This is a genomic window from Mesorhizobium sp. ISC11 (genome assembly GCF_037162595.1).
Classification (GTDB): Bacteria; Pseudomonadota; Alphaproteobacteria; order Rhizobiales; family Rhizobiaceae; genus Mesorhizobium; species Mesorhizobium ciceri.
In genome coordinates, this window is sequence record NZ_JAVSPW010000001.1 from 5934739 (window position 1) to 5954042 (window position 19304).

Here is a 19304-nt window from a genome sequence, read left to right on the forward strand (position 1 = left end):
GCCCAAGAGCCTAAACGGAAACCGGCGGTCTGAACGCCTGAACCTCGCTGGTGGCGACCAGGCGCTGCAGCGAGCCGGGTGCGGCGCCGCCGATCCAGCCGAGCACGGAGCGGGCGAGATCGGAGCCGGCCAGGCGGAAGTTCTCGTTGACGACGAGCAATTCCGGCCGGAACAGGTGCAACAGGTCCGACGATTGCTTGGACACGACATCGACGTCGCGGCCAAGCTTGAGGCCGGCATCTTCGATGCCGGCGACGATAGCCAGTGTCGCGGCGGCGGCGCTGCTGACGAAGCCGTCCGGCCTGTTTTCGCGGCGCATCACCTGCGCGGTCCTGGTCCTGATCTGCTCGATCGTGTGATCGATGGAAACGGTGTTGAACGGAATTTCGCTGGCGCCGACCTCGCTCAGCGCATCGGCAAAGCCGTTCAGCGTGTGGCCATAATAGGTCAGCCCGGGTGGCGGCGACAGAAGCGCCAGCTTGCGCCTGCCCATGCTCGCCAGGCGGCGCACGGCTTCCATCGCGAATACATGGTTGTCGAAGTCATGGTAGGGGTGGACGAGGCCCATATCGGTGCGGCCATGCGTGGCAAAGGGCATGCCGTGCTCGAGCATGTAGCGGGCGCGCGGATCGTTCGGTTGGGTGCGCGAGATGATGACGCCATCGGCCGAGCCGGTCTCGACGAGATAGCGGATCGGCTCCATCGGATCCTGCGAGCGGGAATAGGGCGTGACGATCAGGTGATAGGGCGTTTCGGCGAGCACTTCCGAAACGCCGTAGATGATGTCCGAGACGAAGCTCATGATCTCGCGGTCGGTGTTGAGCACGAGGCTGATGACATTGGTCCTGCCGGTGCGCAGACGCACGCCGGCGCGGTTCGGCCGGTAGCCGATCTGCTTGGCGACGAGTTGGACGCGGCGCCTGGTCTCGGCGCCGATTTCCGGGGCATCCTTCAAGGCGCGTGACACGGTGGTGACGCCGAGCCCGGTCATGAAGGCAAGCGTCTTCAACGTCGGCCGTCCCTGTGCCGAGTTCTCCCCGTTCTTGTCCGTACGCTGTCTGTCCATTCGTCCCGCCCGTCAGGCGCATAGCAGCCGCGGGCCATGTCGGCAATCGCCGCCATAGCGACACGATATGCGTCCCAGCCCCGGCAAAGCGTCAATATACTGAAACGTTACAGATTGCCAGTATCGAGATATATATGTGCTCGTCACGAGGTGGATGGTTCTTTTTGGGAAACGCATTGGGATTCCAGGAGAAACCGCCCCTGCCGCGGCCCTTTGCCCGTATCAGGCGGCATCTCGGTGTTTGCGCCGCAGCAAACCATGCTGCAGTGCATGAGAAGCGCGATCATTCAGGCGAATTTGTTCGCGGCCCGAAAAAATATCGAGGGCGCTTCGTTGATGGGTTGCACAGCCCGCGCAATTGCCGTATCGAAAATCTGTAACGTTTCAGATTCTGGGAGGAGCCGAAATGCGATACAGATTTTTGACCGCTGCCCTGGCGGCGACGGCTGCACTGCAATTTGCCGGTCAGGCGGCCGCGACGGACCTGGAAGTCACCCATTGGTGGACTTCAGGCGGCGAGGCCGCCGCGGTTGCGGAACTTGCCAAGGCATTCGATGCGACCGGCAACCACTGGGTGGACGGCGCCATTGCCGGTTCTGGCGGCACGGCGCGGCCGATCATGATCAGCCGCATCACCGGTGGCGATCCGATGGGCGCCACGCAGTTCAACCATGGCCGGCAGGCGGAAGAGCTGGTGCAGGCCGGCCTGATGCGCGACCTCACCGACGTCGCCACCAAGGGCAAGTGGACTGATGTCGTGCGGCCGAAGAGCCTGCTCGACGGCTGCACCATCGACGGCAAGATCTATTGCGTGCCCGTCAACATCCATTCCTGGCAGTGGCTGTGGCTGTCCAACGAAGCCTTCGCGAAGGCCGGCGTGCCGTTGCCGAAGGACTGGAATGAATTCGTGGCGGCAGCGCCGGCACTGGAGAAGGCCGGCATCATCCCGCTCGCCGTCGGCGGGCAAGCCTGGCAATCCTCCGGTGCCTTCGACGTGCTGCTTGCGGCTGTGGGCGGCACGGACACGTTCCTCAAGGTCTACAAGGACAAGGATGCCAAGTTCGCCGCCGGGCCCGAAGTCGCCAAGGTCTTCAAGGCCGCGGACGATGCCCGCAAGATGGCGAAGAACACCAATGTGCAGGACTGGAACCAGGCGACCAACCTGGTCATCACCGGCAAGGCGGGTGGCCAGATCATGGGCGACTGGGCACAGGGCGAGTTCCAGGTTGCCGGCAAGACCGCCGGCAAGGATTATACCTGCCTGCCGGGCCTTGGGCTGAACGAGGTCATAGCCACGGGCGGCGACGCCTTCTACTTCCCGCTGCTCAAGGATGCCGACAAGAGCAAGGCGCAGGAGGTGCTGGCCGAGACGCTGCTCGATCCCAAGACGCAGGTTGCCTTCAATCTGAAGAAGGGTTCCCTGCCGGTGCGCGGCGACGTCGATCTCAACGCGGCGAACGACTGCATGAAGAAAGGCCTCGCCATCCTCGCCAAGGGCGCCGTCATTCCATGGACGGACCAACTGCTTTCACAGGACACCCAGAAGCAGAAGGAAGACCTTTTCGCCGAATTCTTCGCCAAGCCGGAATTGACCGTCGAAGACGCACAGAAGCGCTTCGCCGACCTCATCGCTTCGGCGGACTGACGCTGGCGGCAACCCACCTCGCTCCCGGCCTTGCGAATGCAGGGCCGGGAATGCACCGCCCTTACCCAGCCGGCTGACGAGATGAGCAAGAGCGAACGCCCCAACCTTCTGTTCCGCAACCTCAATGCGAAGGTCGCCTCGATCCCGATGATCCTCACCGCTATGGTGGTTTTCGTCGGCGGCACCGTTTGGACGGTGCTCTATTCCTTCACCAATTCGAAGCTCTTGCCGCGGCTGAATTTCGTCGGGCTCGACCAATACTACCGGCTGTGGGCGACGCCGCGCTGGCTGATCTCGATCGAGAACCTGCTGATCTACGGCGCGATCTCGCTGGTGTTCTCGCTGGTCATCGGCTTCCTGCTTGCAGCACTGCTCGATCAGAAGATCCGCTTCGAGGACACGTTGCGCACCATCTTCCTCTATCCTTTCGCGCTCTCCTTCATCGTCACCGGCCTGGTCTGGCAGTGGCTGCTCAATCCGGATTTCGGCATCCAGCATGTGGTCCGCGACTTAGGCTGGACGAGCTTCAGCTTCGACCCGCTCTACAATTCCAGCATCGTCATCTACGGCATATCGATCGCGGCGCTGTGGCAAGGCACAGGGCTCATCATGTGCCTGATGCTGGCTGGCCTGCGCGGCATTGACGAGGACATCTGGAAGGCGGCGCGGGTGGATGGGATCCCGATGTGGAAGACCTATCTGTTCATCGTCATCCCGATGATGCGGCCGGTCTTCATCACCACGCTCGTCATCATCGCTGCCGGCATCGTCAAGGTCTATGACCTCGTCGTGGCCCAGACCAGCGGCGGCCCAGGCATCGCCTCGGAAGTGCCGGCCAAATACGTCTACGACTATATGTTCTTCGCCCAGAACCTCGGCCAGGGCTTTGCTGCCTCGACCATGATGCTGCTCTCGGTGGTGATCGTCATCGTGCCCTGGGCCTATCTCGAGTTCGGGCGGCGCAAATGAGCATGGCAGACATCACCGCTCAAGCAAGCACCGCCGCCGGCGCGCGCCAGGGCATCACCGATCCCTACGGCCCGAAGCCGCGCCGCGTGATTTCGCGCCGCAACGTCTTCCTATACGGCACATTGTTCGTCATGGCGGTCTACTACCTCTTGCCGCTCTATGTCATGGTCGTCACCTCGCTCAAGGGCATGCCGGAGATCCGGCTCGGCAACATCTTCTCACCGCCGCTCGAGATCACTTTCGAACCGTGGGTCAAGGCGTGGTCGACTGCCTGCACCGGCCTTAACTGCGACGGGCTCTCGCGCGGCTTCTGGAATTCGGTGCGCATCACCGTGCCGTCAGTGCTGCTGTCGATCGCCATCGCCTCGGTGAACGGTTATGCACTGGCCAATTGGCGCTTCAAGGGCGCCGATACGTTCTTCATCATCCTGATCGTCGGCGCCTTCATTCCCTACCAGGTGATGATCTATCCGATCGTCATCATCCTGCGCGAGATCGGCCTCTATGGCAGCCTCAGCGGGCTGGTGATCGTCCATTCCATTTTCGGCATGCCGATCCTGACGCTGCTGTTCCGCAATTATTTCTCCTCGATGCCGGAGGAGCTGTTCCGGGCGGCACGTGTCGACGGTGCCGGCTTCTGGGGCATCTTCCTGCGCATCATGCTGCCGATGTCGCTGCCGATCTTCGTCGTCGCCATCATCCTGCAGGTGACCGGCATCTGGAACGACTTCCTGTTCGGCGTCGTCTACACCCGCCCCGACACCTATCCGATGACGGTGCAGCTCAACAACATCGTCAATTCGGTGCAAGGCGTGAAGGAGTACAACGTCAATATGGCCGCAACCATCCTGACCGGGCTTGTGCCGCTCATCGTCTACTTCATCTCCGGCAAGCTTTTCGTACGCGGCATCGCCGCCGGCGCGGTGAAGGGGTGATGGCGATGACGGCAGCCAAAGATACCAGCGTTTCGATCCAGGACCTGTCGCTGAATTTCGGCGCGGTGACCGTCCTGGAGACGCTCAATCTGGATGTCGCCGATGGCGAGTTCATCGTGCTGCTCGGGCCGTCCGGCTGCGGCAAGTCGACCTTGCTCAATTGCATTGCCGGCCTGCTCGACGTTTCCGAAGGCCGCATCTTCATCAAGGGCAAGAACGTCACCTGGGAAGAGCCCAAGGACCGCGGCATCGGCATGGTGTTCCAGTCCTATGCGCTCTATCCGCAAATGACGGTGGAGAAGAACCTGTCCTTCGGGCTGCGTGTCGCCGGCACGCCAAAAGAAGAGATCGCCAAGCGGATCGCGCGGGCGGCTGAAATCCTGCAGATCGAGCCGCTGCTGCAGCGTAAGCCGGCCGCACTTTCCGGCGGCCAGCGCCAGCGCGTCGCCATCGGACGGGCGCTGGTGCGCGATGTCGACGTGTTCCTGTTCGACGAGCCGCTGTCCAATCTCGATGCCAAGCTGCGCGCCGAACTGCGCGTCGAGATCAAGCTGCTGCATCGCAAGCTGCAGAACACCATGATCTACGTCACCCACGACCAGATCGAGGCGATGACGCTGGCCGACCGCATCGCGGTGATGAAGGGCGGCGTCATCCAGCAGCTCGATGCGCCGCAGACCATCTACAACCGTCCGGTCAACCGCTTCGTCGCCGGCTTTCTCGGTTCGCCCGCAATGAACTTCGTCGATGGCCACTTGGAAGACGCCGACGGCGGCTGGCGGTTCGCGGCCGGGGATATCAAGATCCCGCTCGGCACTTACGACTTTGCCAAGCCTCCGGCTCCCGGCCCCGTCACATTCGGTATCAGGCCCGAGCATGTCAGCCTGAACAGCGGCACCGGCTGGCCGTTCTCGATAGCCGCCAATGTCGAGGTGGTCGAACCCATGGGCTCCGACACGCTGGTCTGGCTGAAGCTTGCCCAGCAGAATTTCAGCGTCCGAGTGACCTCGGAACGCACGCCCAAGAACGACGAGGCGGTGACGCTTGGCTTCGATCCGATGCGCGCCTCGCTTTTCGACACCGCAACCGGCACACGCATCTAGCTTCCGAGAACCAACCTTCCAACGACGATCCCCAAGCAAAACGGACAGAGACGATGAATTGGTCATTCCAACTTTACAGCGCCCGTAATTTCCAACCTTGGGACGGTGTGCTCGCCATGCTCGGCAAGCTCGGCTACGCCCAGGTCGAAGGTTTCGGCGGCGTCTATGATGATCCCAAGGCATTCCGCGCCGAGCTCGACAGGAACGGGCTTGCCATGCCGACTGGACATTTCTCGATCGATGCGCTCGAGAACGATTTTGACGGCGTGCGCAGAACCGCCGACGCACTCGGTATCACGCTGCTCATCTGCCCTTTCCTGATGCCCGACCAGCGGCCATCCGACGTGGCCGGCTGGCGTGGTTTCGGCGAACGCCTGGCCAAGGTCGGTGATGCCGCGAAAAAGGCCGGCTACGGCTTTGCCTGGCACAACCATGATTTCGAGTTCAAGAAACTTGCCGACGGATCGGTGCCGCAGGACCACATCCTGTCATCCGCGCCCGATGTCAGCTGGGAGATGGACGTTGCCTGGGTGGTGCGCGGCGGCGATGATCCGCTGCCGTGGATCGAGAAACACGGCAAGCGCATCAGCGCCGTCCACGTCAAGGACGTGGCCAAGCCCGGCGAGGGGCTGGATGAGGATGGCTGGTCGGATGTCGGCCATGGCACCATCGACTGGGCCGGCCTGATCAAGGTGTTGCGTGCCAGGAGTGCTGCCCAATACTACGTCATGGAACAGGACAACCCCAACGACATCGAGCGTTTCGCCCGCCGCTCCATCGCAGCCGCCAAAACCTATTAGGAGCAATCAGCATGGCAAAGAAACTTGGCATCGGCGTGATCGGCTGCGGCAACATCTCGAAGGCGTATTTTTCGCTGGCGCCGCTGTTTCGCGGCATTGAAATGCGTGCCTGCGCCGACATCAACATGGAGGCGGCCAAGGCGCGGGCGAAGGAGTTCAAGCTGCGCGCCGAAACCGTCGAAGACCTGCTCAAGGCCGACGACATCGACATCATCGTCAACCTGACCATCCCGGCGGTGCACTATGAGGTGTCAAAGCAGATCCTCGACGCCGGCAAGCACGTCTATTCGGAAAAGCCGTTCGTGCTGTCGGTCAAGGAAGGGCTCGACCTTAAGAAGCGGGCGGAGAAAAAGGGTCTGCGCATCGGCTCGGCGCCAGACACTTTCCTCGGCGGCGCGCACCAGCTGATACGCAACCTGATCGACACCGGCAAGCTTGGCAAGGTCACGAGCGGTACCTGCCATGTCATGGGCCACGGCATGGAGCACTGGCACCCCAATCCGGATTTCTTCTTCCAGCCAGGCGCGGGGCCGGTGCTCGACATCGGACCATATTACATCACCAATCTGATCCAGCTGATCGGGCCGGTGAAGCAGGTCGCGGCCTTCGCGACGACGCCGGCCAAGGAGCGCACGATCAGTTCAAAGCCGCGCGCGGGTGAAAAGATACCGGTCAACACGCCGACAACCATCCACGGGCTGCTGGAGTTCGAGAACGGCGCCGTTATCACGCTCAACACCAGCTGGGACGTCTGGGCCCACGGCCACGCGCCGATGGAGCTTTATGGCGAGGCGGGTACGGTGTTTGTGCCGGACCCGAACTTCTTCGGTGGTGACGTTCGCTTCACCGTCGCGGCCAAACCGGTCAAGAAGCTGCCGAACTGGCCGCATCCGTTCGGCGTGCCCAACGAGATGCATTCGCAAGGCATGATGGCCAACTACCGCACGTCAGGCCTTGCCGATATGGCGGTGGCGATCGCGGAAGGTCGGCCGCACCGCTGTTCGATGGAGCTGGCGCTGCACGCCGTCGACGTGATGACCGGCCTGCTGCGTTCCGGCGAAACCGGCAAGTTCGTCGCCATGCAGACCACCTGCGAACGGCCGGCCGCACTTGGCGTCAAGGAAGCCAAGGAGCTTTTGGCGAAGAAGAAATAGGGCAGCACACCTCAACCCTCCCCGTTTCGACGGAGAGAGGGTAAGGGTGGGGGCAGAGCCAACTCGCCGCGTTGTGACGATGCAGCCGACCGGCTCGTTTCCATTCGAGGATTTTCCGATGCCCTACACGCCCGCCGAAAACCGTTACGAGAAAATGGTCTACAACCGCTGTGGCCGCTCCGGCCTGAAGCTGCCGGCGATCTCGCTGGGCCTGTGGCACAATTTCGGCAACGACACGCCGCACAAGACCAAGCAGGCGATCGCGCGCAAGGCCTTCGACCTCGGCATCACGCATTTCGACCTCGCCAACAATTACGGTCCGCCGCCCGGTTCTGCCGAAACCGCCTTCGGTGAGATCCTGCGCACCGACTTCGCTGCCTACCGCGACGAACTGATCATCTCGACCAAGGCCGGCTACCAGATGTGGGCCGGGCCCTACGGCGAATGGGGTGGGCGCAAATACATTCTGGCCAGCCTCGACCAGAGCCTCAAGCGGATGGGGCTCGACTATGTCGATATCTTCTATTCGCACCGTTTCGATCCCGACACGCCGCTGGAAGAAACGATGGGTGCGCTCGACCATGCCGTGCGCTCGGGCAAGGCGCTCTATGCCGGCATCTCGTCCTACAATTCGCAGCGCACGCGCGAGGCGGCCGATATCTTGAAGCAGCTTGGCACGCCTTGCGTCATCCACCAGCCGAGCTATTCGATGCTGAACCGCTGGGTGGAGGAAGACGGCTTGCTCGACACGCTCGAAGGGCTCGGCGTCGGCTCCATCGTGTTCTCGCCGCTGGCGCAAGGCATGCTGACGGACAAGTATCTCGGCGGCATTCCGGACGGCAGCCGTGCGTCGCAGGGCAAGTCACTGAAGACAGCCTTCATCAACGACAAGACCATCGCCAACATCAAGGCGCTCGACGCCATCGCCGGCAGGCGCGGACAGACGCTGGCGCAGATGGCGCTGGCCTGGGTGCTGCGCAAGGGGAGGGTGACCTCGGCACTGATCGGCGCCAGCCGGCCCGAGCAGGTCGAGGACTGCGTCGGCGCGCTCAAGGCGCTCGACTTCAGCGATGCCGAACTCGCCGAGATCGACACCTACGCGCGCGAATCCGACATCAATCTGTGGGCGGCTTCTGCCGAGCGCAAAGGCCCGCCGAGGAAATAGGTCCGCTCGATAAGCCGGCAAAGCGAAAAACGGCGGGCAACCTGCCTGTTGCCCCGCTCCGATCGATGTTCTCGGCCGCCTTGCGGGCAGAATGCTGGAAACAGTAGCAAAAATGCCTGTTCGTCGCTATCTGGGTGGGACATGGATCGTTTGTGCGCGGCGCAAGCGACGCAAGGCGAGTTGGAAACAGGATCATGGCGGCAAGGGATGTGCTGACGAAAAACCAGCTGTGCGTGCTCGAGAAACTCGAGACCGCCAGCGGACCGCTCAGTGCCTACACCTTGCTCGACCAATTGCGCGAGCGCGGTTTTCGCGCACCGCTTCAGGTCTATCGCGCGCTCGACACGCTGGTGAAGTCAGGTTTCGTGCATCGGCTTGAAAGCATCAATTCCTTCGTCGCCTGCGCCGAGCCGCATGACCACAGCCATTCGATGACTGCCTTCGCCATTTGCGACACATGCGGGCAGGTCACCGAGATGTCCGACCACGATGTCGGCCACAGCTTGGATGAATGGGTGCGCTCCACCGGCTTCGCCGCCAAGAAGGCGGTGATCGAGTTTCGCGGGACATGTGCCAAGTGTTTGGCTGAGGCGGCTTGAGGTGAGTTGAGATTCAGATGATGCCGGCCTGCAAATGGCGGCTTCCTGCCGCTTCCGGTGCTCACGTACGAAAAGTACGCTCCGCTCCGGTTCTCGGAATCCACCATTTTCGGCTCGGCCTGATCTGAATCTCAACACACCTTGCGTTGGTGCTAATGCGCCTCGTCCCAGTTGTTGGCGGCTCGCGCGTCGACATGCAGCGGCACCGACATCGAGACCGCCGGCATCGCCGCGTTTTCCATGACATGACGCACGACCGGGATCGTCGCCTCGACTTCCGCCTCGACGGTCTCGAAGATCAGTTCGTCATGCACCTGCAGCAGCATGCGTGCCGAAAGGCCTGCTTTTTCCAGCGCCTCCTCCATGCGGATCATGGCACGGCGGATGATGTCGGCGGCGGTGCCTTGCAGGCGGGCATTGATCGAGGCGCGTTCGTTGAAGGCGCGGAGCGAGGGGTTGGACGATCTTATGTCGGGGTAATGGATGCGGCGGCCGAAGATCGTTTCGACAAAGCCGTGCTCGCGGGCATAGGCCTTGGTCTCCTCGATGTAATCGCGGATGCCGGGGAAGCGCTCGAAATATTTCTTGATGTAGTTGCCGGCCTCCTCGCGCGGGATCGACAGCTGGTTGGCGAGACCGAAGGCCGAAATGCCGTAGATGATGCCGAAATTGATCGCCTTGGCGCGGCGGCGAACCTCCGACGGCATGCCTTCGACCGGCACGTTGAACATCTCCGACGCGGTGATGGCGTGGATGTCGGCGCCGTCGGCGAAAGCCTGCCGCAGTTGCGGGATTTCGGCGACATGGGCGAGCACCCGCAATTCGATCTGGCTGTAGTCGGCCGAGACCAGCCGATGGCTCTTGTCGGTGATGAAGGCGGTCCTGATCTTGCGGCCCTCGGCGGTGCGCACCGGGATGTTCTGCAGGTTCGGATCGGAGGATGACAGCCGGCCCGTCGTCGTCGCGGCCAACGCGTAGGAGGTGTGGACGCGCTTGGTGTCGGGGTGGATGAAGCCGGGCAGCGCATCGGTGTAGGTCGATTTCAGCTTGGTCAGCTGGCGCCAGTCGACGATCTTGCGCGGCAGTTCGTGACCTTCGGCGGCGAGATCTTCGAGAAGCTGCGCCGAGGTCGACCACTGGCCGGTCTTGGTCTTGGAACCGCCGGGCAGGCCCATGCGCCCGAACAGGATGTCGCCGAGCTGCTTGGGCGAGCCGATGTTGATGCGTTCGCCGATGAGCTGGTAGATTTCCTCTTCGAGGCGAGCGGCACCCTGCGCCAGTTCGCCGGAGAGCCGCGACAGGATCTGCCTGTCGACCGAGATGCCGCGCTGTTCCATGCGTGCCAGCACCGGCACCAGCGGCCGCTCCAGCCGCTCATAGACCGACACCAGGCCCTTGGCGGCAAGCCGCGGTTTCAGCACCAGCCAGAGCCGCAGCGTCACATCGGCGTCTTCGGCGGCATGAGCCGTCGCCTTGTCGATGTCGACCTGATCGAAACCGACCGAGCTTTTGCCCGAGCCGGTCACGTCCTTGAGCTGAAGAGGGGTATGACCGAGCCACTTTTCGGCAAGCGCATCCATGCCGTGACCATGGGGCGTACCGGCATCGAGCACGTAGGAGATCAGCATGGTGTCGTCGAACGGTGCGACATTGATGCCGTAGCGGCTCATGATGACAAGATCGTATTTCAGGTTCTGCGCGATCTTGAGAACCGATCTGTCTTCGAGCAGCGGTTTCAGCACCGCCAGCGCCTCGCGCAGCGGAATCTGGTTTTCGAGCGCGCCACCACCGAGCAGGTCGCCATTGCCGCTCATGTGGGCGAAGGGAATGTAGGCGGCGCGTCCGGGAGCCGTGGCGATAGCCATGCCGATCAGTTCGGCCTGCATCGGATCGGCGGATGTCGCCCTGACGTCGAAGGCGGCGATGCCAGCCTCCCGTGCCTCGGCGACCCAGGCTTTCAGGGTCGAGATATCGCGGATGCAGTGATAGGCCGAAATGTCGATCTTGCCGGTGGCCGCGCGCTCCAGCCTTAGTGCCGCGAGCAGGGAGGGGGTATCGCCTTGTTTTGACGTCTCCGCCGTCCCGCCGGCTTCGTCCGGTTCAGTGCCAGGCGCGTTTCGGGCAACCGGCGGCAAACCGGCGCCAACGTCTGGGCCATGGGCATGATCGGCGCGTTCGACGGTGACCGCGACGGCCTGGACGTCGCCGGCCTCGGTGCTGGTCGCTTCCGCGACACGGCGGGTCAGCGAGGTGAATTCCATGGTCTTGAGGAAACCGATCAGCTTCGGGCCGTCGGGCGCGTGCAGGACGAAATCCTCCAGACCCTCGGTCACCGGTACGTCGTTCATCAGCGTCACCAGCTGACGAGAAATGCGCGCCTTGTCGGCGTTGGCGATGATCGATTCCCGGCGCTTGTCCTGTTTGATCTCGCCGGCCCGGGCCAGCAGCGTGTCTAGGTCACCGAACTGTTCGAGCAGTTGCGCCGCCGTCTTCGGCCCGATGCCGGGCACACCAGGCACATTGTCGACCGAATCGCCGGTCAGCGCCTGCAGGTCGACCATCTTCTCCGGCGGCACGCCCCATTTCTCGATGACCTCCGGAATGCCGATCTGGCGGTCCTTCATCGGGTCGTACATGGCGACCGTATCGCCAACCAGTTGCATCAAATCCTTATCGGAGGAGATGATGGTGGTATCGCCGCCGGCTTCGCAGGCGAGCCTCGCATAGGTGGCGATCAGATCGTCAGCCTCGTAGCCTTCGATCTCGACGCAGGGCAGGTTGAACGCCCTGGTCGCCTGGCGGATCAGGCCGAATTGCGGGATCAAATCTTCCGGCGGTGCCGAGCGGTTGGCCTTGTATTCGGGGTAGAGGTCGTTGCGGAAGGTTTTTGACGAATAGTCGAAAATGACGGCGAAATGCGTCGGCACGATGCCTACATCGGTATTGCGGGCGTCGAGCATCAGCTTCCACAGCATGTTGCAGAAGCCGGAAACGGCGCCGACCGGCAGGCCGTCGGATTTGCGGGTCAGCGGCGGCAGCGCGTGATAGGCACGGAAGATGTAGCCGGAGCCGTCGACAAGGAAGAGATGATCGCCTTTTTTCATGCCGGCAGGGATAGCGCGGCGCGGCGGCTTGGTCCATGCCAAAGGCAGCCTCGACTATCGGTTCCGGCAACACCCTGACAGATCGCCGTCACCCTGCTCACGGCCATGTTACGAAACTGTAATTTTCGTGCCCTTGAATCGCCACGTTCAGAGACCCAATTACACGTCATCGGCAGTTTTCGCCGAGTCCGGAGCAAGGCCCGTCCCCCGCCTATCCCGGACACCTGCGGCAGCCTATCCCCCCTCTCCGGGCTGCCGCATCGTTTCGAGTAGAAGGCCGCCGTGGTTCCCCCTCCACCACGGCGGTCTTTTTTTGCCTCGCAGAGACGTTTGCAGCCCGTGGTCCAATGATCGCGGGCTTTTCGTTTTCCCGTCATGCCTTTACGGTTCCGGTTCTGAATCGAAAGGCTTCACATATGTCCGCAGTTTCCCCCGTCCTCGACCGTCTCGACAAGAATCTCTACCAGAGCCTCGAGCGCCTGTTCGGCTTGCTCAGGATCAAGTCCATCTCCACCGATCCAGCCTATGCCGCCGACTGCCGCAAGGCGGCGGAATGGCTGGTGGCCGAACTCGAGCTGATCGGCTTCGACGCCAGCGTTCGCGACACGCCCGGCCACCCGATGGTGGTTGCGCACCATGACGGCCCGGCCGGTTCGCCGCATGTGCTGTTTTACGGCCATTATGACGTTCAGCCGGTCGACCCGATCGAATTGTGGGAAAGCGATCCGTTCGCGCCTGCTGTCAAGGAGGTCGGGCCGGACCACAAGGTGATCGTCGGTCGGGGGTCGGCCGACGACAAGGGCCAGTTGATGACCTTCGTCGAGGCTTGCCGCGCCTGGAAACAGGTGCATGGCAATCTACCTTGCCGCATCACCATCCTGTTCGAGGGCGAGGAGGAATCCGGTTCGCCTTCGCTGAAGCCGTTCCTCGAGGCCAATGCCGACGAACTCAAGGCCGATTTCGCGCTGGTCTGCGATACCGGCATGTGGGATCGCGACACGCCGTCGATCTGCGTCGGATTGCGCGGGCTGGTGGGTGAGGAGATCACGGTGAAGGCCGCCGACCGCGACCTGCATTCGGGCCTCTATGGTGGTGCCGCCGCCAACCCGATCCGCATCCTGGCCAGGGTGCTGGCCGATATCCACGACAAGGACGGCCACATCACCATTCCCGGCTTCTATGATGGCGTCGAGGAAACGCCGTCGCAGATCCTGAAATCATGGGAGACGCTCGGCGAGACTGCCGAGACGTTCCTGGGACCGGTCGGCCTGTCGATCCCGTCGGGCGAAAAGGGCCGCTCCGTGCTGGAATTGACCTGGGCGCGGCCGACGGCCGAGTTCAACGGCATCATCGGCGGCTATACCGGTAAGGGCTTCAAGACGGTGATCGCGGCCGAAGCCTCGGCGAAGGTCTCGTTTCGCCTCGTCCACAAGCAGGACCCGAAAAAAATCCGGGCCGCGTTCCAGAAGTTCGTCAAGGAGCGCATTCCGGCCGACTGTTCCGTCGAATTCCATCCGCATGGCGGCTCGCCGGCAATCCAGCTTTCCTACGACTCGCCCTTCCTGGCCAAGGCCAAGAATGCGCTGTCCGACGAATGGCCGAAGCCGGCGGTTACGACGGGCAGCGGCGGCTCCATTCCGGTTGTCGGCGATTTCCAGACCTATCTCGGCATGGAATCGCTGCTGGTCGGGTTCGGCCTCGACGACGACCGCATCCACTCGCCCAACGAGAAATACGAGCTCAGCTCCTTCCACAAGGGCCAGCGCTCGTGGGCGCGGATTCTCGATGCCTTGACGCGCTGAGCAGCGGAACCCCTGTTTTCCTGTTGATTTTTCAGCCGATCGCGGCGAGGACGGGCCACAAGATAAAGCGCTGCAGCATCCCCTGCGGGTCAGGGGGCACTGTAGGGCTCGACCGGAGAAGACAATGGCCGATATCCGTTTCCATAAAAACGACCTGCCCGACCTCTCGCACTACAATGTCGGGGCAGTGGCCATCGACACCGAAACGCTCGGGCTCAATCCGCATCGCGACCGGCTGTGCGTGGTGCAGATTTCGCCCGGCGACGGCAGCGCCGACGTCATCCAGATCGCGCCCGGCCAGAAGAAGGCGCCGAACCTCGTCAGCCTGCTGAGGAACCGTGGCGTAACCAAGCTGTTCCACTACGGCCGCTTCGATCTTGCCGTTCTCTACAATGCGTTCGGCGTCATGCCGGAGCCGGTGTTCTGCACCAAGATCGCCTCGCGGCTCACCCGCACCTACACCGACCGCCACGGGCTCAAGGACATCTGCTTCGAGCTTCTCGGCGTCGGGCTGTCCAAGGCGCAGCAATCGTCGGACTGGGCGGCCGAGACGCTGTCGCCCGAACAGCTCGAATATGCGGCTTCCGACGTGCTCTATCTGCACCGGTTGCGCGATGTACTGGCCGGACGGCTGGCGCGCGATGGGCGGACCAAGGAGGCCGATGCCTGCTTCCGCTTCCTGCCGACGCGTGCCAAGCTTGACCTGATGGGCTGGGACGAAGAGGATATCTTCGCCCATAGCTGAGGGCCGTTGGCGCGCTCCGCGAGCCGGTGACCGTTTGGAACCGGATACAGGCCGTCGCGTTCTGTCGGCTCAGTTTGTCGGTGCAGTTGGGGATAATGACATGGCGGACAGAAAGCCGATTGCGACCGCGCCGACAGACGGCTCCAAGGTCTCCGTGACCTGGAAGGACAGTGACGGCGTCATCAACGAATCCATCGCGCAATATCGCGACGACGGCTGGTGGGTCTATATCGACAGTCATACGCAAAAGAAGGTCGAGCCGACCAGCTGGCGCCCTGCCGCAAGCGACGACGACGATCAATAAGCGCGCCGCTGGTGAGGCCGGCTGCTTTTGAATAGCTTGAAGCCGTTGATATTGAGGCCGATTCGGGGCTTTCCGGTCCGCGGTCGCCCTCTTGCTCGGAGGAAATCGCTATGGGTGTCGAAAGCCTGCTCGTCTTCATCATCATCGGTGCCATCGCCGGCTGGCTCGCCGGTCTCATCGTTTCCGGCTTCGGCTTCGGCCTGATCGGCAACATCATCGTGGGCATCGTCGGTGCGTTCATCGCCGGCTGGCTGTTTCCGCGGATCGGCTTTTCCATCGGCGGCGGCACTCTCGCCGCGATCATCCATGCCACGATCGGCGCCATCATCCTGCTGGTGCTGGTCAAGGTTCTGAAACGAGCCTGAGGCTCGACAACGCAAAGAGCGCGCCATGAAACAGAATACGCTCTATCTCGTCATCGGCGCGCTCGTCGTCGTGGTCATCGCGCTCGGTATCTATGTCTATCGCGAGCAGACCAAACCCAAGGGCGTCGAGCTCAAGATCGACGACAAGGGCATTTCGATCCAGCAGAACTAAGCCATGCGGGGGCGCGACATGGTTGCTTCTGACGCCCCGGAAGACGTCGATCAGCCCCCGATCACCGTGGCGGAATGGGAGAGGCTGAACAGGCCGCCAAGGCGCGAGGCGCTGCTGCGCTATCGTTGGCGGGTGTTTCGCTTTCTGAGGACATCCGCGCCGGTCAGCGAATTGCAGGGGCAAGAGCAGGTATTCCGCGATGCGGTCGTCGCCACCGTGGCCTTCAACCGGCCCGAAATGATCGAATGGCAGATCCACCTGGTACGCCGATACCTGGCCGAGCACGAAAGCTACATCGTTTTCGACAACAGCAACAAGGGCGAGGCAAGGGAAGCAATCCGCGATCTCTGCCGTCTCCAGCATGTCCCCTATGTCGCATTGCCGATGAACAGGCTGGTCGTCAGCAGATCGCACGGTCAAGCGCTCAACTGGATCGTGCGGAATTTCTTGCCCAGGTTCGGGCCGAAGCTGTTCGGCTTCATCGATCATGACATCTTTCCGACTGAACCGTTTTCTATCCGCGCCCGGATGGAGGGCAAAAGCCTCTACGGCAGCGTGCGGCGCGATACGCCGACGCCAGGCGGCTGGTTCCTGTGGCCCGGCTTCTGTTTTTTCGACGGAAGCCTGTTGCGGCGACGGCTGGATTTCGCCCCGAGCTACAAGTTTCATATGGATTCCGGCGGCGGCAACTGGCCTGTGCTCTACAGGTCGATCGATCCGGCGCTGGTTCGATTCGCTGAAAACAAATCGCTTCGCTTCGGCGCCGGACATGATCAATCCGAGGATTTTTTCATGATGGTCGATGGCTGGCTGCACGTCACGAACGCCTCGAACTGGAGGCGACAGCCGGTTGACAGGGGCGAACACATTGTCGCGCTGTTGCGGCAAGCCGGCGGTCCCGACCAGCCGGATGTGAAGTTCGAGCCCATCTGAACGAGACAGCGAACAGCGTGGCGTCAGTAACCTGCAAAGAGCAGACGCTGGCCTTTTTGGCTGCCCAACCCCAAGGCCGGCATTCGAACACGACTTAACCCGCCCTTAAATCGCCGCATCTACTCTTCAACCCGAACGCCATAGGCATCGGGGACATCAAGCACAGCGCATGGCGAACCGCAGAGACAGTCGCATCGAACCCAGTTTCGAGGGGCCGCCGCAGGCGCGGTCCTCGGCGGGTCTTTCGGTGAACGAGGAGGATCGCGTCGTGCCGAGCAATCGCAAAGCCTCCGCAAAACGCAAGCCGGCCAAAGGGAAATCGTCGCGGGTCAAGCGCGGCAGAAGCCGGCGCGGCCTGTTCGGCGTGCTCGGCCGGCTGTTCTACTGGTGCTTCGTGCTCGCCATCTGGGGCGGCATCGCCGTGGCCGGCATCGTCATCTACTACGGTGCCAAGATGCCGGCGGCGACGACCTGGTCGATTCCCGACCGCGCCCCCAACATCAAGATCGTCTCGGCAGATGGCCAATTGCTCGCCAATCGCGGCATGAGCGGCGGCGAGGCGGTCGGCCTGCACGAAATGTCGCCCTATATCCCGGAAGCCGTCATCGCCATCGAAGATCGGCGCTTCTACTCGCATTTCGGCATCGACCCGATCGGGCTTTCCCGCGCGATGGTCACCAATGTGCTTGGCGGGCATTTCTCGCAGGGTGGCTCGACGTTGACCCAGCAATTGGCCAAGAACCTGTTCCTGACACCCGACCGCACGCTGGAGCGCAAGGTGCAGGAAGTGCTGCTGGCGCTATGGCTGGAGCACAAGCACACCAAGGACCAGATCCTCGAAATGTACCTGAACCGGGTCTATTTCGGCTCTGGCGCCTATGGCGTCGAAGCCGCCTCGCGCCGCTATTTCGGCAAGAGCGCGCGCGACGTCACCCTGTCGGAAGCCGCATTGCTTGCCGGCCTGCTGAAGGCGCCGTCGCGGCTGTCCCCGGCACGCGATCCGAAGGCCGCCGAGGAACGCTCGCAGCTGGTGCTTGCCGCCATGCGCGACGAGGGCAAGATCAGCGCCAAGGAACTGACCTCGGCGATGAGCGCGCCGGCAACGCGTGCGCCTTCCTATTGGACCGGCTCGGAGAATTACGTCGCCGATACCATCATGGAGGAACTGCCCGACCTAATCGGCGACGTACGCGGCGATATCGTCATCGACAGCACCGTCGACCTGAACCTGCAGAAGCTCGCCGAGCAATCGATCCGCAGGCTGATCGACGACAGCGGCAAGAAACTCAACGTCAGCCAGGGCGCCCTGGTGTCGATCGACGATTCCGGTGCGGTGCGCGCCATGGTCGGCGGCTACGACTATTCGACCAGCCAGTTCGACCGTGCTTCGGAGGCACGTCGCCAGCCGGGCTCGGCATTCAAGCCGTTCGTCTATATGGCCGCTCTTGAAGCCGGCCGCACGCCCGACAGCATCCGCAACGATGCGCCGATCAAGATCGGCAACTGGACGCCCGACAATTACGGCGGCAAGTATTTCGGCAAGGTGACGCTGGCCACCGCGCTGGCCAAGTCTTTGAATTCGGTGGCAGCGCAGCTGACCATGGAGGTCGGGCCGAACGCGGTTGTCGAGGCGGCGCATCGCATGGGCATCCAGTCCGACCTGACAGCCAACACCTCGATCGCGCTCGGCACTTCGGAAGTGACGCCGCTGGAGTTGACATCGGCCTATGTCCCCTTTGCCAATGGCGGCTACAAGCCCGACATCCATTTCATCCGGCGCGTGACGACCACCGAGGGCAAAGTGCTTTACGACAGCGGCGGCGGCAGCGCGCCGCGCGTCGTCAAGCCTGAGATCGTCGGCATGATGAACTCGATGATGACGGGCACGGTTGAGATCGGCACTGCCCGGAAAGCGGCTTTCGCCTGGCCATCGGCCGGCAAGACCGGCACCAGTCAGAATTCGCGCGACGCCTGGTTCGTCGGCTACACCGCCAACCTCACCACCGGTGTGTGGTTCGGCAATGATGATGGCAGCCCGATGAAGAAGGTCACCGGCGGTGCACTGCCGGCGCAGGCCTGGCACGAGTTCATGGTTGCGGCCCACGAGGGTGTGCCGGTGCGGCCGCTGCCCGGCACCTGGAAATCGACGCCGGCCGACACAATCGTCCCCGACGAGATACCCTCGGCGAACAACACGGCGCCGGTTCCGTCCACGTCGGTCGGTCAGCAGGCACCGGCGCGGCCAACAGCGCCGGTTGCCCAAGCGCCAGCGCCGGTCCGCGCGGCTCGTCCCGCCCAAACCGTCGATGCCGATGGCCTTTCCATGCCGGGGGATGACGGCGCCACCGCGTCGATCAAGCACCCGGTGCCGCCAGGCGACGTCGGCGGCCCGCGCAAGAAGCGGCAGACCTCGATCCTCGACCTCCTTGGCGGCTGAGTAGAC

Annotated in this window: 17 protein-coding genes; 15 read left to right on the forward strand and 2 right to left on the reverse strand. The window is 62.7% G+C overall.

Annotated elements, in window-relative coordinates; genetic code table 11:
- Positions 1 to 10: 10 nt before the first annotated feature.
- Positions 11 to 1066, reverse strand: a complete 1056-nt coding sequence (locus RPF88_RS28705; protein ID WP_063169024.1) for a LacI family DNA-binding transcriptional regulator — start codon at positions 1064 to 1066, stop codon at positions 11 to 13.
- Between the two features lie 406 nt (positions 1067 to 1472).
- On the opposite strand from RPF88_RS28705, the gene RPF88_RS28710 reads away from it, so the two are divergent.
- From RPF88_RS28710 to RPF88_RS28745, 8 genes are all read left to right on the forward strand, one after another.
- Complete coding sequence (locus RPF88_RS28710; RefSeq protein ID WP_013529539.1) at positions 1473 to 2711, forward strand: ABC transporter substrate-binding protein; 1239 nt, start codon at positions 1473 to 1475, stop codon at positions 2709 to 2711.
- 81 nt (positions 2712 to 2792) lie between these two features.
- Positions 2793 to 3680, forward strand: a complete 888-nt coding sequence (locus tag RPF88_RS28715; RefSeq protein ID WP_024504415.1) for a carbohydrate ABC transporter permease — start codon at positions 2793 to 2795, stop codon at positions 3678 to 3680.
- Positions 3681 to 3682: 2 nt separating this feature from the next.
- Positions 3683 to 4615: a carbohydrate ABC transporter permease gene (locus RPF88_RS28720; RefSeq protein ID WP_024504414.1), complete on the forward strand. Its 933-nt coding sequence runs from the start codon at positions 3683 to 3685 to the stop codon at positions 4613 to 4615.
- A 5-nt stretch (positions 4616 to 4620) separates the two neighbouring features.
- The gene (locus tag RPF88_RS28725; RefSeq protein WP_337123609.1) at positions 4621 to 5718 is read left to right on the forward strand and encodes an ABC transporter ATP-binding protein; all 1098 of its coding nucleotides are present in this window, start codon (positions 4621 to 4623) and stop codon (positions 5716 to 5718) included.
- Between the two features lie 53 nt (positions 5719 to 5771).
- On the forward strand, positions 5772 to 6518 hold the full coding sequence (locus tag RPF88_RS28730; protein WP_337123610.1) for a sugar phosphate isomerase/epimerase family protein: 747 nt from the start codon (positions 5772 to 5774) through the stop codon (positions 6516 to 6518).
- Positions 6519 to 6529: 11 nt separating this feature from the next.
- On the forward strand, positions 6530 to 7672 hold the full coding sequence (locus tag RPF88_RS28735) for a Gfo/Idh/MocA family protein (protein ID WP_224675240.1): 1143 nt from the start codon (positions 6530 to 6532) through the stop codon (positions 7670 to 7672).
- A gap of 118 nt (positions 7673 to 7790) precedes the next feature.
- Entirely contained in the window at positions 7791 to 8837 is a 1047-nt protein-coding gene (gene mgrA / locus RPF88_RS28740) for an L-glyceraldehyde 3-phosphate reductase (protein WP_013529545.1), read from the forward strand.
- A 194-nt stretch (positions 8838 to 9031) separates the two neighbouring features.
- Positions 9032 to 9436: a Fur family transcriptional regulator gene (locus RPF88_RS28745; protein ID WP_013529546.1), complete on the forward strand. Its 405-nt coding sequence runs from the start codon at positions 9032 to 9034 to the stop codon at positions 9434 to 9436.
- A 152-nt stretch (positions 9437 to 9588) separates the two neighbouring features.
- On the opposite strand, the gene polA is transcribed toward RPF88_RS28745, so the two are convergent.
- Positions 9589 to 12540, reverse strand: a complete 2952-nt coding sequence (polA, locus tag RPF88_RS28750) for a DNA polymerase I (RefSeq protein ID WP_337123922.1) — start codon at positions 12538 to 12540, stop codon at positions 9589 to 9591.
- Positions 12541 to 12956: 416 nt separating this feature from the next.
- Here polA and RPF88_RS28755 point away from each other — a divergent pair, with 416 nt between their 5' ends.
- From RPF88_RS28755 to RPF88_RS28785, 7 genes are all read left to right on the forward strand, one after another.
- Complete coding sequence (locus RPF88_RS28755) at positions 12957 to 14342, forward strand: M20/M25/M40 family metallo-hydrolase (RefSeq protein WP_337123611.1); 1386 nt, start codon at positions 12957 to 12959, stop codon at positions 14340 to 14342.
- 124 nt (positions 14343 to 14466) lie between these two features.
- The gene (locus tag RPF88_RS28760) at positions 14467 to 15087 is read left to right on the forward strand and encodes a ribonuclease D (protein ID WP_013529549.1); all 621 of its coding nucleotides are present in this window, start codon (positions 14467 to 14469) and stop codon (positions 15085 to 15087) included.
- 100 nt (positions 15088 to 15187) lie between these two features.
- A complete protein-coding gene (locus RPF88_RS28765) occupies positions 15188 to 15391 on the forward strand; it encodes a hypothetical protein (RefSeq protein WP_013529550.1) in 204 nt (67 codons plus the stop codon).
- A 110-nt stretch (positions 15392 to 15501) separates the two neighbouring features.
- The gene (locus RPF88_RS28770; RefSeq protein ID WP_013529551.1) at positions 15502 to 15756 is read left to right on the forward strand and encodes a GlsB/YeaQ/YmgE family stress response membrane protein; all 255 of its coding nucleotides are present in this window, start codon (positions 15502 to 15504) and stop codon (positions 15754 to 15756) included.
- A 25-nt stretch (positions 15757 to 15781) separates the two neighbouring features.
- The gene (locus RPF88_RS28775) at positions 15782 to 15928 is read left to right on the forward strand and encodes a hypothetical protein (RefSeq protein WP_013529552.1); all 147 of its coding nucleotides are present in this window, start codon (positions 15782 to 15784) and stop codon (positions 15926 to 15928) included.
- Positions 15929 to 15946: 18 nt separating this feature from the next.
- Entirely contained in the window at positions 15947 to 16861 is a 915-nt protein-coding gene (locus RPF88_RS28780; RefSeq protein ID WP_337123612.1) for a hypothetical protein, read from the forward strand.
- A 169-nt stretch (positions 16862 to 17030) separates the two neighbouring features.
- On the forward strand, positions 17031 to 19298 hold the full coding sequence (locus RPF88_RS28785; RefSeq protein WP_013529554.1) for a transglycosylase domain-containing protein: 2268 nt from the start codon (positions 17031 to 17033) through the stop codon (positions 19296 to 19298).
- The last annotated feature ends 6 nt before the right edge of the window (positions 19299 to 19304 follow it).

Coding starts and splice junctions, on each gene's coding strand:
- RPF88_RS28710 (WP_013529539.1), top strand. CDS start 1,473: ATGCGATACAGATTTTTGACCGCTGCCCTGGCGGCGACGGCTGCACTG.
- RPF88_RS28760 (WP_013529549.1), top strand. CDS start 14,467: ATGGCCGATATCCGTTTCCATAAAAACGACCTGCCCGACCTCTCGCAC.
- RPF88_RS28745 (WP_013529546.1), top strand. CDS start 9,032: ATGGCGGCAAGGGATGTGCTGACGAAAAACCAGCTGTGCGTGCTCGAG.
- RPF88_RS28730 (WP_337123610.1), top strand. CDS start 5,772: ATGAATTGGTCATTCCAACTTTACAGCGCCCGTAATTTCCAACCTTGG.
- RPF88_RS28735 (WP_224675240.1), top strand. CDS start 6,530: ATGGCAAAGAAACTTGGCATCGGCGTGATCGGCTGCGGCAACATCTCG.
- RPF88_RS28755 (WP_337123611.1), top strand. CDS start 12,957: ATGTCCGCAGTTTCCCCCGTCCTCGACCGTCTCGACAAGAATCTCTAC.
- RPF88_RS28785 (WP_013529554.1), top strand. CDS start 17,031: ATGGCGAACCGCAGAGACAGTCGCATCGAACCCAGTTTCGAGGGGCCG.
- RPF88_RS28725 (WP_337123609.1), top strand. CDS start 4,621: ATGACGGCAGCCAAAGATACCAGCGTTTCGATCCAGGACCTGTCGCTG.
- RPF88_RS28720 (WP_024504414.1), top strand. CDS start 3,683: ATGGCAGACATCACCGCTCAAGCAAGCACCGCCGCCGGCGCGCGCCAG.
- RPF88_RS28770 (WP_013529551.1), top strand. CDS start 15,502: ATGGGTGTCGAAAGCCTGCTCGTCTTCATCATCATCGGTGCCATCGCC.
- RPF88_RS28705 (WP_063169024.1), bottom strand. CDS start 1,066: ATGGACAGACAGCGTACGGACAAGAACGGGGAGAACTCGGCACAGGGA.
- mgrA (WP_013529545.1), top strand. CDS start 7,791: ATGCCCTACACGCCCGCCGAAAACCGTTACGAGAAAATGGTCTACAAC.
- RPF88_RS28765 (WP_013529550.1), top strand. CDS start 15,188: ATGGCGGACAGAAAGCCGATTGCGACCGCGCCGACAGACGGCTCCAAG.
- RPF88_RS28775 (WP_013529552.1), top strand. CDS start 15,782: ATGAAACAGAATACGCTCTATCTCGTCATCGGCGCGCTCGTCGTCGTG.
- polA (WP_337123922.1), bottom strand. CDS start 12,540: ATGAAAAAAGGCGATCATCTCTTCCTTGTCGACGGCTCCGGCTACATC.
- RPF88_RS28715 (WP_024504415.1), top strand. CDS start 2,793: ATGAGCAAGAGCGAACGCCCCAACCTTCTGTTCCGCAACCTCAATGCG.
- RPF88_RS28780 (WP_337123612.1), top strand. CDS start 15,947: ATGGTTGCTTCTGACGCCCCGGAAGACGTCGATCAGCCCCCGATCACC.